12 protein-coding genes are annotated in these 16,960 nt (G+C 68.6%); 6 read left to right on the forward strand and 6 right to left on the reverse strand.

Annotated elements, in window-relative coordinates; translation table 11 throughout:
- Window positions 1–133 precede the first annotated feature (133 nt).
- The 3 genes from UAA55_RS06050 to UAA55_RS06060 all read left to right on the forward strand — a co-directional run bounded on the left by UAA55_RS06050 (window position 134) and on the right by UAA55_RS06060 (window position 5,322).
- Entirely contained in the window at window positions 134–2,284 is a 2,151-nt protein-coding gene (locus tag UAA55_RS06050) for an amidohydrolase family protein (protein ID WP_322951745.1), read from the forward strand.
- A gap of 127 nt (window positions 2,285–2,411) precedes the next feature.
- Window positions 2,412–3,914 carry a S10 family peptidase gene (locus tag UAA55_RS06055; RefSeq protein WP_322951746.1) on the forward strand — a complete coding sequence of 501 codons (1,503 nt, stop codon included), beginning with the start codon at window positions 2,412–2,414 and terminating at the stop codon, window positions 3,912–3,914.
- A 100-nt stretch (window positions 3,915–4,014) separates the two neighbouring features.
- A complete protein-coding gene (locus UAA55_RS06060) occupies window positions 4,015–5,322 on the forward strand; it encodes an APC family permease (protein WP_322951747.1) in 1,308 nt (435 codons plus the stop codon).
- Here the strand turns inward: UAA55_RS06060 and UAA55_RS06065 are convergent.
- Window positions 5,319–5,753 carry a DUF779 domain-containing protein gene (locus UAA55_RS06065; RefSeq protein ID WP_322951748.1) on the reverse strand — a complete coding sequence of 145 codons (435 nt, stop codon included), beginning with the start codon at window positions 5,751–5,753 and terminating at the stop codon, window positions 5,319–5,321. The two genes, UAA55_RS06060 and UAA55_RS06065, sit on opposite strands and share 4 nt — an antisense overlap.
- Window positions 5,753–7,273: an aldehyde dehydrogenase gene (adh, locus tag UAA55_RS06070; protein WP_322951749.1), complete on the reverse strand. Its 1,521-nt coding sequence runs from the start codon at window positions 7,271–7,273 to the stop codon at window positions 5,753–5,755. The genes UAA55_RS06065 and adh overlap by 1 nt, the downstream gene beginning before the upstream one ends.
- A gap of 248 nt (window positions 7,274–7,521) precedes the next feature.
- Between adh and UAA55_RS06075 the strand changes: the two genes are divergently transcribed.
- The gene (locus UAA55_RS06075; RefSeq protein ID WP_322951750.1) at window positions 7,522–9,387 is read left to right on the forward strand and encodes a sigma-54-dependent Fis family transcriptional regulator; all 1,866 of its coding nucleotides are present in this window, start codon (window positions 7,522–7,524) and stop codon (window positions 9,385–9,387) included.
- Between the two features lie 438 nt (window positions 9,388–9,825).
- Here UAA55_RS06075 and UAA55_RS06080 read toward each other — a convergent pair whose 3' ends face one another.
- Together UAA55_RS06080 and UAA55_RS06085 are read right to left on the reverse strand one after the other, a co-directional pair.
- A complete protein-coding gene (locus UAA55_RS06080; RefSeq protein WP_322951751.1) occupies window positions 9,826–12,039 on the reverse strand; it encodes a xanthine dehydrogenase family protein molybdopterin-binding subunit in 2,214 nt (737 codons plus the stop codon).
- On the reverse strand, window positions 12,039–12,524 hold the full coding sequence (locus UAA55_RS06085; RefSeq protein WP_145619162.1) for a (2Fe-2S)-binding protein: 486 nt from the start codon (window positions 12,522–12,524) through the stop codon (window positions 12,039–12,041). Before UAA55_RS06085 ends, UAA55_RS06080 begins: the two co-directional genes overlap by 1 nt.
- Before the next feature lie 296 nt (window positions 12,525–12,820).
- Between UAA55_RS06085 and UAA55_RS06090 the strand changes: the two genes are divergently transcribed.
- Window positions 12,821–13,564: a hypothetical protein gene (locus tag UAA55_RS06090; RefSeq protein ID WP_322951752.1), complete on the forward strand. Its 744-nt coding sequence runs from the start codon at window positions 12,821–12,823 to the stop codon at window positions 13,562–13,564.
- A 30-nt stretch (window positions 13,565–13,594) separates the two neighbouring features.
- Here the strand turns inward: UAA55_RS06090 and UAA55_RS06095 are convergent, their stop codons facing one another.
- Both UAA55_RS06095 and UAA55_RS06100 read right to left on the reverse strand, forming a co-directional pair.
- Window positions 13,595–15,154 (reverse strand): phage tail sheath family protein, encoded by a 1,560-nt coding sequence (locus UAA55_RS06095; RefSeq protein ID WP_322951753.1) that lies wholly within the window; start codon window positions 15,152–15,154, stop codon window positions 13,595–13,597.
- A 74-nt stretch (window positions 15,155–15,228) separates the two neighbouring features.
- On the reverse strand, window positions 15,229–16,146 hold the full coding sequence (locus UAA55_RS06100; protein WP_322951754.1) for a LysR family transcriptional regulator ArgP: 918 nt from the start codon (window positions 16,144–16,146) through the stop codon (window positions 15,229–15,231).
- A gap of 102 nt (window positions 16,147–16,248) precedes the next feature.
- On the opposite strand from UAA55_RS06100, the gene UAA55_RS06105 reads away from it, so the two are divergent.
- Window positions 16,249–16,860 (forward strand): LysE/ArgO family amino acid transporter, encoded by a 612-nt coding sequence (locus UAA55_RS06105; RefSeq protein WP_322951755.1) that lies wholly within the window; start codon window positions 16,249–16,251, stop codon window positions 16,858–16,860.
- The last annotated feature ends 100 nt before the right edge of the window (window positions 16,861–16,960 follow it).

Consider the following 16,960-nt stretch of genomic DNA (forward strand, 5'->3'; position numbering starts at 1 on the left):
ATCGGCATAATCTATCCCCCCAGCCCGCGATAGGCTTTCCCCAATACAGGGATTCTGGTCCGGCGGCGCCATCGACGCGCCGGACAGGCTGGGCCGGCAACCGGCCTGATGGGAAGAAGCAGGAGCACCGGGCATGAACACGCGCGTTTTCCCCCGCCATCTGGCGACCGTCCTCTGGCTGAACGGCGCCGCCGCGCTGGCCCTGACCGCCGGGACGGCGCAGGCCGCCGCCGTCACCGAAAAGCTGGTCATCGTTCAGAATGGGGAGAACATCGGCACCGTCACCGGCACGACCGACGGCGCGTCGGTCAGCGTTGACTATTACGTCGACGACAACGGCCGGGGCCCGAAGCACAAGGAAAATCTCACCATCGGTGCCGGCGGCATTCCCACCAGCTGGACGGTGGGCGGCACGTCGCTGATGGGGGGCAGCGTCAACGAAAGCTTCAAGTGGGAAGGCGGCCAGGCTAGCTGGACCAGCCAGGCGGACAAGGGGGCGATGCCGGCGGCCAAGGCGCCGCTGTACGTCGTCAACGACGACAGTCCCTGGGCGCTTGGCGTCTATGCCCGCGCCCTGCTGAAGGCGCCGGGCAACAGCCTGCCGCTGCTGCCTGCCGGCACCATGCGCCTGGTGAAGGTCAAGGCCACCACGCTGGGTGCTGGCAAGGACGCCGTGCCCCTGACGCTCTATCGCATTGAGGGCGTGAACCTGCAGCCGGACTATGTGCTGCTGGACAAGGCGGGCCGCCTGTTCGCCACCTTCGGCGGCCACTATCTGACCATCCGTCAGGGGCATGAGAAAGAGGCGCACGCCATCCAGGCCCTGGGCGCGGAGGCGGAGCGCACGCTGGCACGCGACCGGCAGAAGGCGCTGGCCCATCGCTACACCCAACCGGTTCGCATCCGGAACGTTCATGTGTTCGATCCGCGCACCGGCACGCTGGGCGGCCTGTCCACCGTCATCGTGCTGCGCGACCGCATCACCGCCGTGATGCCATCGGACCAGGACCCATCTGGTGGCAATGGGCCCCAACCTGATGACCAGGTGATCGTGGATGGGCAGGGCGGCACGCTGATGCCGGGCCTGCACGACATGCATTCCCACACCACGCTCGATTCCGGGCTGTTCTATCTGGCGGCCGGCGTCACCGAGACGCGGGACATGGGCAACGACAACGCCTTCCTCCAAGACCTGATGCCCCGCATCGAGGCGGGGGAACTGGCGGGGCCGCGCATCACGCCCAACGGCTTCCTGGAAGGCCGCAGCCCCTATTCCGCCCGCTTCGGCATCATTCCGGAAACGGTGGCCGACGCGGTCAAGGCCGTGGACTGGTATGCCGACCGCGGCTATTTCCAGATCAAGATCTACAATTCCATGACGCCGGACTGGGTGCGTCCCATTGCGGACGAGGCGCACAAGCGCGGCATGACCGTCACCGGCCACGTGCCGGCCTTCGACACGCCCGACCGCTGCATCAGGGATGGCTACAGCGAGATCACCCACATCAACCAGCTGATGCTGGGCTGGCTGCTGAAGCCGGAGGAGGATACCCGCACGCCCCTGCGCCTGACCGCCATGGCGCGCGCTGCGGACCTGGACCTGAACTCGGCGCCCGTGCAGGCGACGGTGAAGCTGATGGTGGATGGGCACATCGCCCACGACCCCACCGCCGTCATCCTGGAACGCCTGATGCTGAGCCGCGCCGGGGTGACCCCGCCCGGCGATGTCGATTACCTCGACAACATGCCCATCGGCTATCAACGCTATCGCAAGCGCACCTTCGTGCCGCTGAAGTCGCCTGCCGACGACCAGGCCTACGTGAAAGCGTTTGGTAAAGTGCTGGAGACGCTGAAGCTGCTGCACGACAAGGGCATACGCCTGCTGCCGGGCACGGACGACGTCACCGGCTTCACCGTGCACCGGGAGATGGAGCTGTACACCATGGCCGGCATCAGCCCGGCCGAGGTGTTGCGCCTGTCCACCCTGTCGCCCGAAGAGTACATGGGCCACGGCGATCTGGGCACCGTGGAGCGCGGCAAGCTGGCCGACCTGGTGCTGATCGCCGGCGATCCCACCCAGGACATCCGCGCGGTCAAGAAGCCGCGCCTGGTGATGAAGGGCGGGGCCATCTACTACCCCAGCGAAATCTACCAGTCGCTGAGCATCAAGCCCTTCGCCGACGCCCCGCCGGTAACGGTGCCCAAGGTGATGGAGGGCCCCGGTGACAGCCTGGGCGCGCCCGGCCTGTTCGGCGGCGGCCATGACGATGACATGGGCGACTGAGCCAAGACGCTCCAGCGGCATGAGTTCCCACTCATGCCGCCAGGTTTCTGGGGAGCGAAGCGGACTGGAAAGCGAGGATAAGCCAAGCCGGCGGATGCCGGCGCCCGGCGCTTGAGGGAACATGACGATGGGCAACTACAAGACGGCGTTGATGGCGGGCGTTATGCTGGCCTGTCTGTCTGGCAACGCTTCGAACGCAGCGGAGGCGGGCGGGGGGCCCGCCGCCGCACCCCGCGTGTTCACCTCCGAACACAGCGGCACCTTCAACGGGCGGAAGTTGCGCTACACGGCGACGGTGGCGGAAACCATCCTGACCAACCCGGCCGGGCAGAAGACGGCCAGCGTCTTCACCACCAGCTACATCTGCACCGACGTGCCCAAGGGCACCGTACGGCCGGTGGTGTTCGTCTTCAACGGCGGGCCGGGTTCTGCCAGCCTGTGGCTGCACATGGGCTTCGTCGGCCCCAAGCGGGTGGATTTCGCCGACCCGGTGCACCCGCCGACCACGCCGCCCTTCCACACGGTGGACAACCCCGACAGTCCGCTGGACGTGGCCGACATTGTCCTGATTGATCCGCCCGGCACCGGCTACAGCCGCGTCTTGCCGGATGGCAAGCCGGAGCAGTTCTACGGCACCGCGCAGGATGCGCAGATGACGGTGGACGTCATTGAGCGCTGGACGCGGGAGCATGACCGCTGGAACGCGCCCAAGTACCTGATGTCGGAAAGCTACGGCACCATCCGGGCCGCCGTGGTGGCCCGCCTGCTGGCCGGGGGGCCCATGGCCACGGGCAGCATGGACGGCATGACCCTGAATGGCATCATCCTGCTGGGACAGTCCATGGACATGTCGGGCACGGCGGGGGATGACGTGCGTGTCCTGACGGCTCTGCCCACCCTGGCGGCGACCGCCTGCTACCACCATAAGGGGCCGAGCGGCTGCACTGCCGAGGGCCAGGTGGCCGCGGCACGAGCGTTCGCCGCCGACCGTTACTTGAAGGCGCTCTATGCCGGCAACACCCTGCCGGAGGCGGAGCGCGAGGCGGTGACGGCGGAACTATCCAGCCTGACTGGCCTGTCGGTCGCCGTCATCAAGGCCAACGACCTGCGCATCAGCACCGGGGTTTTCGCCCATGAGCTGCTGCAGGGCCAGGAGGTTGGCGCCTACGATGGCCGCTACACCCTGCCGCTGGCCGGCAGCGCCGAGGATCCGGTGGCCGACGACCCGGCCATGGGCCAGTACGTTCCGGGCTTCGTCGGCGCTTTCAATGACTACATCCGTCACGACCTGGGCGTGACGGTGGCGGAGCCCTATGAGGCCATTTCCTTCCGGACGGTCAACGCCCGCTGGGACTACGGCAAGGCTTCGGGCGCCGAGACCAACCATGCCAAGGATCTCGCCACCGCCATGCGCCGCAATCCGCGCCTGCGGGTCATGGTGGGGGCCGGCTACTACGATCTGGTGACGACCCTGGGCTCCGCCGCCTACACCATCGCCCACGCCGGCATTCCCCAGGACCGCACGGAAACCCATCTCTACCCTTCGGGCCATATGCCCTATATGGGCAATGAGGCGCGCACCGCCCTGGCGCGGGACGTGCGCGCTTTCCTGACCGCCGAGACCAAGTGATGCCAGCCGGAGAGTTCCGGGGAGCGCAGTGGACTGGAAATCGAGGAAGGCAGGCCGGTGGATGCCGGTGTCTGCCGTCTGAGTGACTAAGCAGGATCTAATGAGCGACAGCAAGGCCGGCCTGAAACAGCGCGTCACCTTGATTGACCTGGTGATGCTGGGGGCGGGGACCGCCATCGGGGCCGCCATCTTCTCCGTGCTCGGACCCGCCACCCAGGTGGGGGGCGCCGGTATTCTGGTGGCGGCGGGCCTGGCCGCGTTGCCCATGGTGCTGTTCGCCCTGGTCTACGCCTACATGGCCTCGGCCGTGCCGCGTACCGCCGCCTCGTACGAATGGCAGCGGCAGTTCAGCCACCCGGTCATCGCCTTTTCCATCGTCTGGCTGCGGGTGCTCAGCAACGCCGTGGTCATGATCGTGCTGGGCCGGGTGCTGATGAACTACCTGGGCATGGTGCTGCCCCTGCCGGCGGTGCCGGTCATTCTGGGCCTATTCACCCTGATCTTCGCCCTCAACTACCTGGGCGTGGCCGTGGCGGCGCGGGCGCAGACGGTGCTGATGATCATGCTGCTGGCCCTGTTCGCAGTGCTGGTGGTCAGCGGCGCCCCGCAGATGAAGCCGGAACTATTCGTGCAGGCGGTGACCGGCGGCTGGACGCCCATCCTGGCGGCCCTGCCGCTGATGATCCAGCTGTTCCTGGGCATCGAAACGGCGACCGAGGTGGGGGAGGAGGTCAGGAACGCCAAGGTGGTGGTGCCCTGGGGCATCGCGCTGGGCCTGCTGCTGACCGTGGTCGTCTACATCGCCGTCTCCTTCACCGCCCTCAGCGTCGTGGGGCCGGAGGAACTGGGCCAGACCAAGGCGCCCCTGCTGATGGTGGCGCAGGCCACGCTGGGCCGCTGGGCCACGCCCCTGATCGTCACGGCGGCGGTGGCGGCGCTGATCAAGTCGATGAACGCCATCTTCCTGGTCTACGCCCGCTTCCTCTACGCTATGGGCGCCAGCGGCGTGCTGCCGGCCCCGCTGGGCCGCATCCACCCCCGCTTCGGCACGCCGCACGTGGCCACGGTGGTGGCCTTCCTCGCCTCGTGCACCGGCCTGCTGCTGCCGGACAGCCTGCTGTTCCTGCTGCTGTCCATCAACGTGCCGACGATGATGAAGTACTTCGGCTCGTGCCTCGCCGCCTACAACGTGGCGGACAAGCATCCGGAGGTGCGGGCCCAGGCCCGGTTGCGTTTCAGCCCCGGCCTGGTGAAGGCGCTGTCGGCCCTGGGCATGCTGGCCGCCCTGGTCATCGCCGCCCTGGGCTTCGGCACCGACTGGCGGCCCTACGCCCTGCTGGCTGTCTGGTTGGCGCTGGGGCTGGCTTATTACGCCCGAACCCGGCGCCAGCGGTTGGCTGCCGCCTAGCCATTCAGCGCCGCGTTCTCCTCATCCGTGAACAGCCGCGACCGGGTGAGGAAGCGCAGGCCCTCCGGCCCTTCCAGGGAGAACATGCCGCCCCGGCCGGGAACGACGTCTATGGTCAGGCGGGTGTGCTTCCAATACTCGAACTGGGCCTTGCCCATGTAGAAGGGCTGGCCGCCGATTTCGCCCAGCAGGACGTCGCCGTCGCCGGTCATGAACTCCCCGCGCGGGTAGCACATGGGCGCGCTGCCGTCGCAGCAGCCGCCGGACTGGTGGAACAGCAGGGGGCCGTGGCGGGCCTCCAGCCTCTGGATCAGCGCCAGCGCCTCCGGCGTCGCGTCAACGCGCACCACGGGGGCCCGGGCCACCGTTTCCGATGGTCCGGGTTCCGCGACGGCCTGGCTGTCCGGGTTGGGAATGGCCAGGCCCGCCATCAGAAGAAGCCCAGGGCGTTGGGGCTGTAGCTGATCAGCTGGTTCTTGGTCTGCTGGTAATGGTCCAGCATCATGGCGTGGTTTTCCCGCCCGATGCCGGACTGCTTGTAGCCGCCGAAGGCCGCGTGCGCCGGGTACAGGTGATAGCAGTTGGTCCACACCCGGCCCGCCTGGATTTCCCGGCCGAAACGGTAGGCGCGGTTGATGTCGCGCGTCCACACGCCCGCACCCAGGCCATACAGCGTGTCGTTGGCGACATGCAGGGCCTCTTCCTCATCCTTGAAGGTGGTGACGGCCACGACCGGGCCGAAAATCTCCTCCTGGAAGATGCGCATGCGGTTGTTACCCTGGAACACCGTGGGCTGGACGTAGAAGCCGCCGGCGAGGTCACCCGACAGTTCCGCCCGGTTGCCGCCGGCCAGCACCTTGGCGCCTTCTTTTTTGCCGATGTCGAGGTAGGAGAGGATCTTCTCCAGCTGCTCGCTGCTGGCCTGGGCGCCGATCATGGTGTCGCCGTCCAGCGGGTTGCCCTGCTTGATGGCCTGGACGCGGGCCAGCGCCTTGTCCATGAAGCGGCCGTACAGGCTTTCCTGGATCAGGGCGCGGGAGGGGCAGGTGCAGACCTCGCCCTGGTTCAGGGCGAACATGACGAAGCCCTCGATGGCCTTGTCCAGGAAGGCGTCGTCCTGGGCCGCCACGTCGTCGAAGAAGATGTTGGGCGACTTGCCGCCCAGCTCCAGCGTCACGGGGATCAGGTTCTGCGAGGCGTACTGCATGATCAGCCGGCCGGTGGTGGTTTCCCCGGTGAAGGCGATCTTGGCGATGCGGGAACTGCTGGCCAGCGGCTTGCCGGCCTCGACACCGAAGCCGTTGACGACGTTGAGCACGCCCTTGGGCAACAGGTCCTGGATTAGTTCCACCAGCACCAGGATGCTGACCGGCGTCTGTTCCGCCGGCTTCAGCACCACGCAGTTGCCGGCGGCCAGGGCCGGGGCCAGCTTCCACGTCGCCATCAGGATGGGGAAGTTCCAGGGGATGATCTGGCCCACCACGCCCAGGGGCTCGTGGTAATGGTAGGCGATGGTGTTGTGGTCGATCTCCGAGATGCCGCCCTCTTGCGCGCGAATGGCGGCGGCGAAATAGCGGAAATGATCGGCGGCCAGGGGAATGTCGGCGGCGCGCGTCTCGCGGATGGGCTTGCCGTTGTCCCAGGTTTCCACCGTCGCCAAGGTTTCCAGGTTGTCGTCGATGCGCTGGGCGATGCGCTCCAGTACCCGGGCGCGATCGGCAGCCGAGGTGCGGCCCCAGTCGCGTTTGGCGGCGTGCGCCGCGTCCAGCGCGCGCTCGATATCCTCCGCGTTCGATCGCGGTATCTCGCAAATGACTTGGCCGGTGATGGGGGTGGTGTTCTGGAAATACTCGCCGGACGCCGGCGGCACCCACTCACCGCCGATGAAATTGCCATAGCGGCTCTTGAACGAGACCGGGCTGCCATACTGTCCGGGGGCGATCTTGGCCATGTAACGTGTCCTCCAGCTTGTTTTGCGCCTCAGGCGGGCGGTTTGCGCTGGCCTCTTAATGGCAAGCGCCGTGCCAACGGCGTTGGCTCTTTCAGGAATGCCGCCGGATCAAGCCCTTAACCCCTGGCACTTAGGACGGGTTGCGGGGGCCGCCGATCTGCCCCATGCTTCCCTCCAAAGACAGGCGCCGGACCTGTCGCGATGCGCGACACGTCCGCGACACCTGTCGCGAAAACGGGAGGATCAGCATGGCGAACGCCCCGCAAAGTCCGGCGACCGCCCTGGCCAAGGCACGTGAGCGGTTGGGGGAGGCTGGCGGCCTGGACGGCGCCCCCATTCCACCGATCATCGCCCGGTCCTGGCGCCGCTGCGCCGACAGGGGGCTGCGGGCGGATCGGCCCGCGCGCCAGGATCCGCTGTCCCGCGCCGACCTGACGGCGCTACGCGACCGCCACCACACCCTGATGCATCTCGCGACACCGGAGCTGGACACCCTGCATCAGGCCATGCGCGACCTGGGCGGCATGGTGCTGCTGACCAACGACCGGGGGCTGATCCTGGATGCGCGGGGCGATGCCGGCTTCGTCCGCCGCGCCCGCCGCGTCTCCCTGCAGGCTGGCGCCGGCTGGGGCGAGGATGACGAGGGTACCAACGCCGTGGGCACCGCCCTGGCTGAGCGCGCGCTGGTGCAGGTGAGGGGGGCGGAGCATTACCTCATCGACAACGCCTTCCTCATCTGCACCGCCATGCCGGTGATGGACCCCTACGGCACGTTGGCTGGCGTCATCGATCTGTCAGGCGACACACGCGCCGCCCAGTCGGACGCCCACGGTCCCAGCGCCAGAGGCTTGGCCAGCTTGGCCGTGGCCCACCTGGAACATCGCTGGGCGGCGCAAGCCGCGGAGAGGCATGAGCTGGTGGTGCGCCTGCACGCCCATCCCGGCTGGCTGGGCACGCCGCAGGAAGGCTTGCTGGCGGTGGATGACGGCGTGCTGCGCGCGGCCAGCCCGGCGGCCTTGGCCCTGCTGGGCCTGGACGCCGCGGCCATCGGCCGGGTGCGGCTGGACAGTGTGCTGGAGGGCGGCTTGGGCCGGGGCGATCGCATCCTGCGCACCGCCGACGGCGCCCGTCCGCTGCATGCCCGCATCACCACGCCGGGCAGGAGCCGCCCGGTGGCGCGCCGCCCCGCCGCCACCAAGGAGGCGCGGGCGCCCGCGACCGCCAAGGATGGCATGCTCTGGGACGCCACCACCCGGCCCCTGCTGGACCGCGCCGTCCTGGCGCTGGACGCCGGCATTCCCGTTCTGCTGCAGGGGGAGACGGGAACGGGAAAGGAGGTGTTCGTGCGCGCGGCCCACGCCGCCTGTGCGCGGGCGCAGGCACCCCTGGTGGCCGTCAACTGCGCCGCCATTCCGGAAGGCTTGCTGGAATCCGAGCTGTTCGGTTATGAGGACGGCGCCTTCACCGGCGCCCGGCGCGGCGGCCATCGCGGCCAGATCCGCCAGGCCGACGGCGGCATGCTGTTCCTGGACGAGATCGGCGACATGCCACCCGCCTTGCAGGCCCGTCTGTTGCGTGTGCTGCAGGATGGGGAGGTGACGCCGGTGGGGGGCCGGCCGGTCAAGGTGGACTTCCTGCTGGTCACCGCTACCCACCGCGATCTGGCCGCCGCCGTGGCCGACGGCCGCTTCCGCGCCGACCTGTATTACCGGCTGAAGCACTTGGTGGTGACCCTGCCACCCCTGCGCGAACGTCCGCTGGACGGCATCATCGACGCCCTGTTGGCCAGCTTCGGCGCGGCCGAGCGGGACGTCCGCCTGGCCCCCGCCGCCCGCGGCATCCTGTGCCGCCACGACTGGCCGGGCAATCTGCGCGAACTGGCCAACCTGTTGCGCACCCTGGTGGCGCTATCGCCGCCGGGGTGCTTGATCACCCCGGCCGACCTGCCACCGGATCTGGCGCCCGCCCATACGGCACCGGCGCCCAGCCTGAGGACGCGGGAGGAGGACGCCATCCGCCAGGCCCTGGAGCGCCACCGTGGCAACATCAGCGCCGCCGCGCGGGAGCTGGGCGTGCATCGCAGCACCCTGCACCGCCGGATGCGGCCGGGCTGACACATGGCTGGTCACGGGACGATGATGGCCAGCGCCGCCTGCGCCATGGCGCGGTACCCAGCGTCGGAAGGGTGCAGGTGGTCGCCGCAGTCATAGTCCGCGCGGATGCGGTCGGGCCCCGCACGCCGGCAAGGGCGACCGCTTCGGTCCGGTCATCGCCGGGCAGGAAATCGGTGTGATGGTTGTTGTCCGCCTGCGGCACGGTGATCGGCCGGCTCCGCCATCCGGTTGCTATCCAGGGCAGCATCCGCGATTTTGGCCAGCAATTGGCTTTCCGCCGGCGTCAATGAGGCAGCCAGGGCAGGGGCCAGGGCGAGGCTGGTCAGGAGGATGGTCCAGACAGCGTTTAGCCGGAAAATGCGCCTCATCCTCACGCCCGCAACTGGTCCCGGATCGGCAGGCTGCGGATGCGCTTGCCGGTGGCGGCGTGGATGGCGTTCAGCAGGGCCGGGGCGACGGGGGGACGCCGGGCTCGCCCACGCCGCCCAGCGGAGCGTCGTACTGGGTCGCCGGCATCAGGTGGACGCGGATGTCCTTGGGCGCCGCGTCGATGCGGGTGACCTGGTAGGTGTCGAAGTTGTTCTGCTGCACCTGGCCGGCCTTGAAGCTGATCTCGCCCAGCGTGGCCAGGCTGACGCCCTGGGTCACCGCCCCCTCCAGCTGCGCCCGCACGCGGTCGGGGTTGATGACGGGGCCGCAATCGAAGGCGATGTCGACGCGGGGGATGGTCAGCTTGCCCTGGGCGTCGACATCCACCTGCACGACGGCGGCGGCGTAGCTGGCGAAGCTGCGGTGGGCGGCGATGCCCCGGCCCTGGCCCTTGGGCAGGGGCTTGCCCCAGCCGGCCTCCTTGGCCGCGCGCTCCACCACACCGCGCAGGCGGCCGGTGTCATAGGCGTAGGCCACCGGGTCTTCGTTGTAATTCCAGCTGTCCGACAGGTCCGCCGGATTGATCTGGCGGGCCGGGCCGATCAGTTCCAGCAGGAAATCCTTGGGGTCGCGCCCCGCGGCCTCCGCCAGTTCGGCGACGAAGCTCTGCACCGCGAAGGCGTGCGGGATGTTAGAGACGCTGCGGAACCAGCCGATGCGGGTGTGGCTCTCCGCCTCCGGGTTCTCCACCCGCAGGTTGGGCACGATCCAGGGCGTGTTGACGGCGCCCATGCCCAGTTCCGAGGCACCCTCATGCTTCACGCCGGCGGTGAAGGTGGCGCCGATGGACGGGGCCACCGTGCGGTGCAGCCAGGCCACCGGCTTGCCCTTGGCGTCCAGCCCGCCCTCCAGCCGCTCCACCGACACGGTGTGCAGGAAGCCGTGGTGCAGGTCATCGGTGCGGGTGTAGGTTAGCTTAACCGGCCGGCCATCCATGGCGCGGGACAGCAGGGCTGCCTCCGCGATGTAATCCGGCTTGGACTTGCGGCCGAAGCCGCCGCCCACCAGCGTCTGGTGGACGGTCACGTTCTCCGGCGGGATGCTCAGCACCTTGGCCACCGTCTCGCGCGTCGTCTGCGGCGCCTGGGTGCTGCCCCAAATCTCGCATTTGTCGCCCGTCACCTGGGCGGCGGCGGCCGGCGGTTCCATGGGCGCCTGGGCCAGATGGGGGATGTAGTATTCCGCCGTGACATGCTTGGCCGCCGACTTCAGCGCGCCGTCCACGTCACCCACATTCCGCACCACCTGGCCGGGGGCGCGGGCCGCCGCCTCCAACTCCGCCCGGTAGGCGGCGCTGTCATAGCTGGCGTTGGGCCCATCCTCCCAGGTGACCTTCAGCTTCTCTCGTCCCTTCAGCGCGGCCCAGGTGTTCTCCGCCACCACGGCCAGGCCCCCCTTGGGCAGGAAGCCGGAGGGCGGGGGCGCGTTGTTCAGCACCACCACCTTCAGCACGCCCGGCACCTGCAGCGCCTCATCCACGTTGTAGTGGCCCAGCTTGCCGCCATGCACCGGCGGGCGGGCGACCACGGCGTACAGCATGTTGTCCCGCCGCACGTCGATGCCGTAGGTGGCATGGCCGGTGGTGATGTCGAAGCCGTCGACCAGGCCGACGTCGCCCCGGCCGATGTAGCGGAACTTGGCCGGGTCCTTGAACACCAGCGTCTCGCGCGCCGGCACGGGCAGCGCGGCAGCGGCCGCCGCCACCTCGCCGAAGCCCAGGCGCCGGCCGCTGGCGGCGTGCACCAGGCTGTGGTGGTCCACCATCACCTCCGCCACCGGCACACCCCACTGCGTGGCGGCCGCCTGGGCCAGCATCTGGCGCGCGGCGGCGCCGATGCGGCGCAGGGCCTGGAAGTGGTGGCGCATGCTGCGCGAGCCGTCGGTGTTCTGGTTGCCGTAGCGCGCCTCATCACCCAGCGCCTGGTCCACCTTCACCTTGGCCCAGTCGGCGTCCATCTCATCGGCGATGACCATGGCCCAGCTGGTGCGCACGCCCTGGCCCATCTCCGCCCGATGGCAGAGGATGGTGAGGGTGCCGTCGGCGGCCACGGCGACGAATAGGCGCGGGTCGTCCTTCACTCCGCCCGGCATGGCGTCGCCGCCATACTTCTTGGGCGCATCCTCCGCCAGGGCGACCGGGCCGAGCCCACCGGCCAGGATGAAGGTGCCGGCACCCAGGCCCATCAGGACGGCGCGGCGGCTAAGGTTGGTGATGCCGTTCATCACTTCGCACTCCCGCCGCTGGCCGTCTTGCGCTGCACTTCGCCGGCCGCGCGCTTGATGGCGGCGCGGATGCGGGGGTAGGTCGCGCAGCGGCAGATGTTGCCGCTCATGGCATCGTCGATGGCTTCGTCGCTGGGGTGGGGCGTGTCCTTCAGCAGGGCCGCCGCCGACATGATCTGCCCGGCCTGGCAATAGCCGCACTGGGCCACGTTCAGCTCCCGCCATGCCACCTGCACCGGGTGCATGCCGTCGGGCGACAGGCCCTCGATGGTGGTGACGGCCACGCCGGACAGGTCGCCCAGCGTCGTCTGGCAACTGCGGATGGGGGCGCCGTCCGCGTGCACGGTGCAGGCGCCGCACAGCGCCTCGCCACAGCCGAACTTGGTGCCGGTCAGGCCCTGGACATCGCGCAAATACCACAGCAGGGGCATCTCTGGATCGCCCTCGAAACGCTGCGCCTGTCCGTTCAGCGTGAACGTGATCATGTCAACCGCCATCCATTGTCGTGCTGGGCCTTCACCGTTGCGGCGGTGAACAGCCGATGCCCATTCTGCCACCGGTCCCGAAAGAGGGGAACCGTTCTCGGACGCCACGGTGACGCAGGCCAACGGGCACGCCATCGGCGAAACCGGAATATGCAACAAGATCAAGGTCGCTATCGGCGCGTCCCTCGGGTGGTATACAGCTTCGGCGTGCATGAGTTTGGGCGGCTCGTCCGGCTAGGGTGTGCCCATCCAGCGGGCCGCCCCTCCCGGTCCGCCCCGACAGGATTCAACCTCCCATGCCGCTTCTTTCCAATTGCGCCTTCGCCAATCCGCTGGGCGCCCAGATTCCGGCGGAGCCGGCGCCGACCGCCGCGCCACCCCTGGCCCCCATGCAGGGTGACCATGTTTTCGGCGATGTCGTCGGCGTGGTCCGCAACGCCTTGTCCGACATCTTCGGCGGCGGCGCTGTCTGGCCCACCCGCATGGCCAACTACAGCGGCATGCTGGCCGAGGTGTGGAACGGCCTGTCGTCGATCGACCTCGGCCATGCCAACACCGGGGCCCCCGTTGTCACCCGGACCGGCCTGCCGGAACAGGACCAGCACGCCCACATGTTCGGCGGCTACGCCAGCCGGCTGCGCTGGCATCTGGCGGAGGTGGTGTGCGCCGGCCACGCCCATGGCGGGGAGGAACGGCGTATCGGCGGCGTCACCACCCGTTGGCGCGGGGAGGTGCTGCACGCCCTGGATGACGTGCTACGGCACCTGGTGGACGAAACGGCGCTGCTGGCCTACATCCGTGCCCCCAACGCCACCCGCCAAGCCGCCCCCGGCATCATCGTCCACCGGGCCATCCCGCTGGACCAGGCCATCACCCTGGCGGGCCAGACCGCCGGCCCGGGCCAGGCGCAGGTGCAGGCCATCCTCAACCGCTATCAAAGCCTGCCCGGCCTGTTGGACGGTCTGCTGCGCCGTTTCGAGGGGCCGGTGAAACGCCTGGATCCCAACACCAACGGCTGGACGGTGCTGCCGACATCCTGATCGTGTTACAGGTCAAGAGGGCGCGACAGGTCAGGCGCCCTGCATCATCTGTTTGAACGTCAGCTCGATGAACTCCGCCGGGTGAACCAGCTGCAAGGTCACGGAAACGATCATGTAGCCGTCCAGGATGTCCTGCGCGGTCATGGTCGATCCCAGCCCGCATCGGACGCTGAAGGCGTCGCTGGCCTTGTCACCCAACAGGCCGCCCTGGCTCCACAGCTCTGTCAGGAAGTTGGAGATCATGGCCGTGGCGGTGGCCCAGGTTTGGCCATCATTTGATGCGAAAACAAACTGTTGCAGGGCAATCTTGATGGATTGCTCGATGTAGATCAGGGTACGGCGCACCTGGATGTAGCGATAGTCGTTGCTGTTGCCGTCCAGGGTGCGGGCGCCCCATACCAGGGTGCCGCGATTGACGAAGGCGCGCAGGATGTTGATGGCGTTGCCGTTCAGCGGGACGTTGTAATCCCCCTGCTGCGCGTCGTTCAGAAGCACCGTGGGCGCCGTCACGCCGACCGGCGCCATATTGGCGGGTGCGTTCCAAACGCCACGGTTGGTGTCGTTCGCCGTCCAGATGCCGGCCATGATGCCGCTTGGCTGCGTTACATTCAGCTTCTGCGCCACGATGCCTTCGATCGTGCCCAGCAGGGGCAGGGCCCTCAGCAGGGCCTGGTTGGTGGCGCTGATCTGGCTGGCACTGGGCGCCGTGGCCGGGGGCGTTTCGGGGAAGGCCGCCGCCAGCTGCGCCTGGACCTCGGCCAGTTTGGCGCCGGTGTAGAGGGTCGACGCCTCTTGGCCCAACAGACCCCGCACCAGGGTGGCGCTGCCCTGCAGGCAGGTGTAGTCGACGTCACCCGCCGTGATGAGGCTGGTCCGCAGCGCCGGGGCGTAGGCGGCGCCATAGCTGAAGGCATCCGAGGCGGGGGCGATGGCGGAGTAGAAGGCGTCGCGCTGGGCGGCCAGGCCGTCGGCGGTCCAGCTTGCCGGATCGACGGCGCCCGGCAGATCCAGCACGGCCATGCGGTCCTGCAGGGTGGCCGCCTGTGTCAGCATGGCCGTCACCACCGCCCCATAATCGGTACCGGATAGCAAGCAGGCGTCCGGCACCACGGTCATGGTCGGCCCCACCTGCGCGTCGGCGGCCTGCAAGCCGGCCAGCAGGGCGTCCTTGGAAACCCCGCCTTGGCCGTAATCCGCGACCGACACGACGTAGCAATTGCCGCCGCCATTGGCATAGAAGGCCTGGACGGCTAGGTACAGGTTGAAACGCGGGCCGCTGGGGCTGACGGCGTAGTAAGCGGTTCCCTGGCCATTCGGCGGTGTCGCCTGGAAATCCGCCGTGCCCGCAGTCGTCGGCGCCACCTGGAACGGCTGGGGATAGGCGCCACCGAAATAGGTGGTGTAGTCCGCGAGAGAGCTGAGCGGCACCGCCTGAAGATGGAGCGGCTTTTGGCTTACCGGGTCGCTGGCCCGCCCGGTGTAGCCGACGAAGATGGGAACGGCGGTCTGCGCCCCGACGATGCTGGGCGGAAAGGCCGAAAGCTCCGTGATGTAGACGCCGGGCGTGGCGCGATTGATCGGGTTGGGCACGGGCGATGGTCCCCTTGGTGGCGCGTTGCCGGCAGTATGCCCGCCGGCCAACACACGCCCAAGGCGAAATTACTTTAGGCCGGCGACACCAGTTCGCGCTTGGCCGTGGCCACCACCCGGCGGCTGAGGTCGGCAAGCTGGTCGGCGGCCAGGCGGCTCACCTGCCAGAACAGGGGCACGTCCAGGACGGTGCCGGGCGCCAGTTCCACCAGCCGGCCCGCGTCCAGATGGCCGCGCACCAGCTGGGCGGGGTTCATGCCCCAGCCCATCCCAGACAGGGCGCCGTCGACGAAACCCTGCGTCGACGGCAGCCAGTGGGTGGGCAAGTGGGTGGGATGCACGACATCGCTGCCCAGCGTCCGCCGAATCCAGTCATGCTGCAGCCGGTCCTTCTGGTTGAAGGTCAGCGCCGGCGCCTGGGCCAGCGCATCGGCCGTCACCCCGCCCGGGAAATGGCGCGCCATGAAGTCCGGGCTGGCCGTGGCGTGATAGCGCAACGCGCCCAGGGCCGTGACGCGGCAGCCTTGTATGGGCTTTTCCAGCGAGGTCACCGCCGCCAGCACCCGGCCGCGCCGCAGCCAGTCGGCGGTGTGGTCCTGGTCGTCGACAATGATGTTCAGCAGATGGTCGCAGCCTTGGGTGAAGGCGGTGGCCGCCGCCAGGAACCAGGTCCCCAGGCTGTCGGCGTTGGCGGCGATGGCCAGGGTCACGCGCGGCACTGGTGCCGCCGGGTCGACCAAGCCCGGCAGATGGGCCGTCAGCTCCCGCTCCAGCAGGCCGACGTGGTCCATGTGGCGGCATAGCCATTCGCCCTTTTCCGTGGCGGTGCAGGGTGTGCCCCGCTCGACCAGCACGGCGCCCAGCCGTTCCTCCAGCTGCTTCACGCGCTGCGAGACGGCGGAGGGGGTGACGTTCAGCGCGGCGGCGGCCTTCTCGAAGCTGCCGGTCTGCACCACCAGCGCCACGGCGCGCGCCGCCGCGTAATCGATCATGGCTAAGTTCCGCTAAACTTGGATTAACTGATTTAATTAGCCTAATCCCAGGGCGGCACTTATCACAAGGCCCAGCCACCTCTGGGATTTCGCCTTACCACCATGAACATCTCGGTTTACATCGCGGGCCTGAGCATGGGGCTCAGCCTCATCGTCGCCATCGGCGCGCAGAACGCCTTCCTGCTGCGCCAAGGTCTGCGCAATGAGCATGTCTTCGCCGTGTGCCTGGCCTGCGCCCTGTCGGATGCCATCCTGATCGGGGTGGGGGTGACGGGCTTCGGCACCGCCGCCGCCTGGCTGCCCTGGCTGGACCCCGTCATGCGCTACGCCGGGGCCGCCTTCCTAGCCTGGTACGGGACCAAAAGCCTATGGTCGGCCTGGCGCTCCACCGGCGCGCTGACCGTGGGGGGCCAGGCGCAGGGACATGGGCTGGGCAAGACCCTGTTGGCCTGCCTGGCCATCACCTGGCTGAACCCGCATGTCTACCTGGACACGGTGGTCCTGCTGGGCACCATCTCCACCCAATTCGACGGCTTCCAGGCGTCCTTCGTCGCCGGCGCCATCACCGGCTCCTTCCTGTTCTTCTTTTCGCTGGGCTTCGGCGCCACCAAGCTGCGCCCCATCTTCGCCCGCCCCGCCGCCTGGCGGCTGCTGGAGGCTGTCATCGCCTTGGTCATGTGGGCGATCGCGTACAAGCTGGTCGTTGGAGCGTAAGGGCATCTGTCCCGTCGCCCAGATAGATGGCACAATCACTGGCTAATGCGTGTGATCTTGTCATCGCATCCATGGTCGTATAAAGTCATAAAATCGCCGA

Source organism: Nitrospirillum guanabarense, from assembly GCF_034653355.1.
Classification (GTDB): Bacteria; Pseudomonadota; Alphaproteobacteria; order Azospirillales; family Azospirillaceae; genus Nitrospirillum.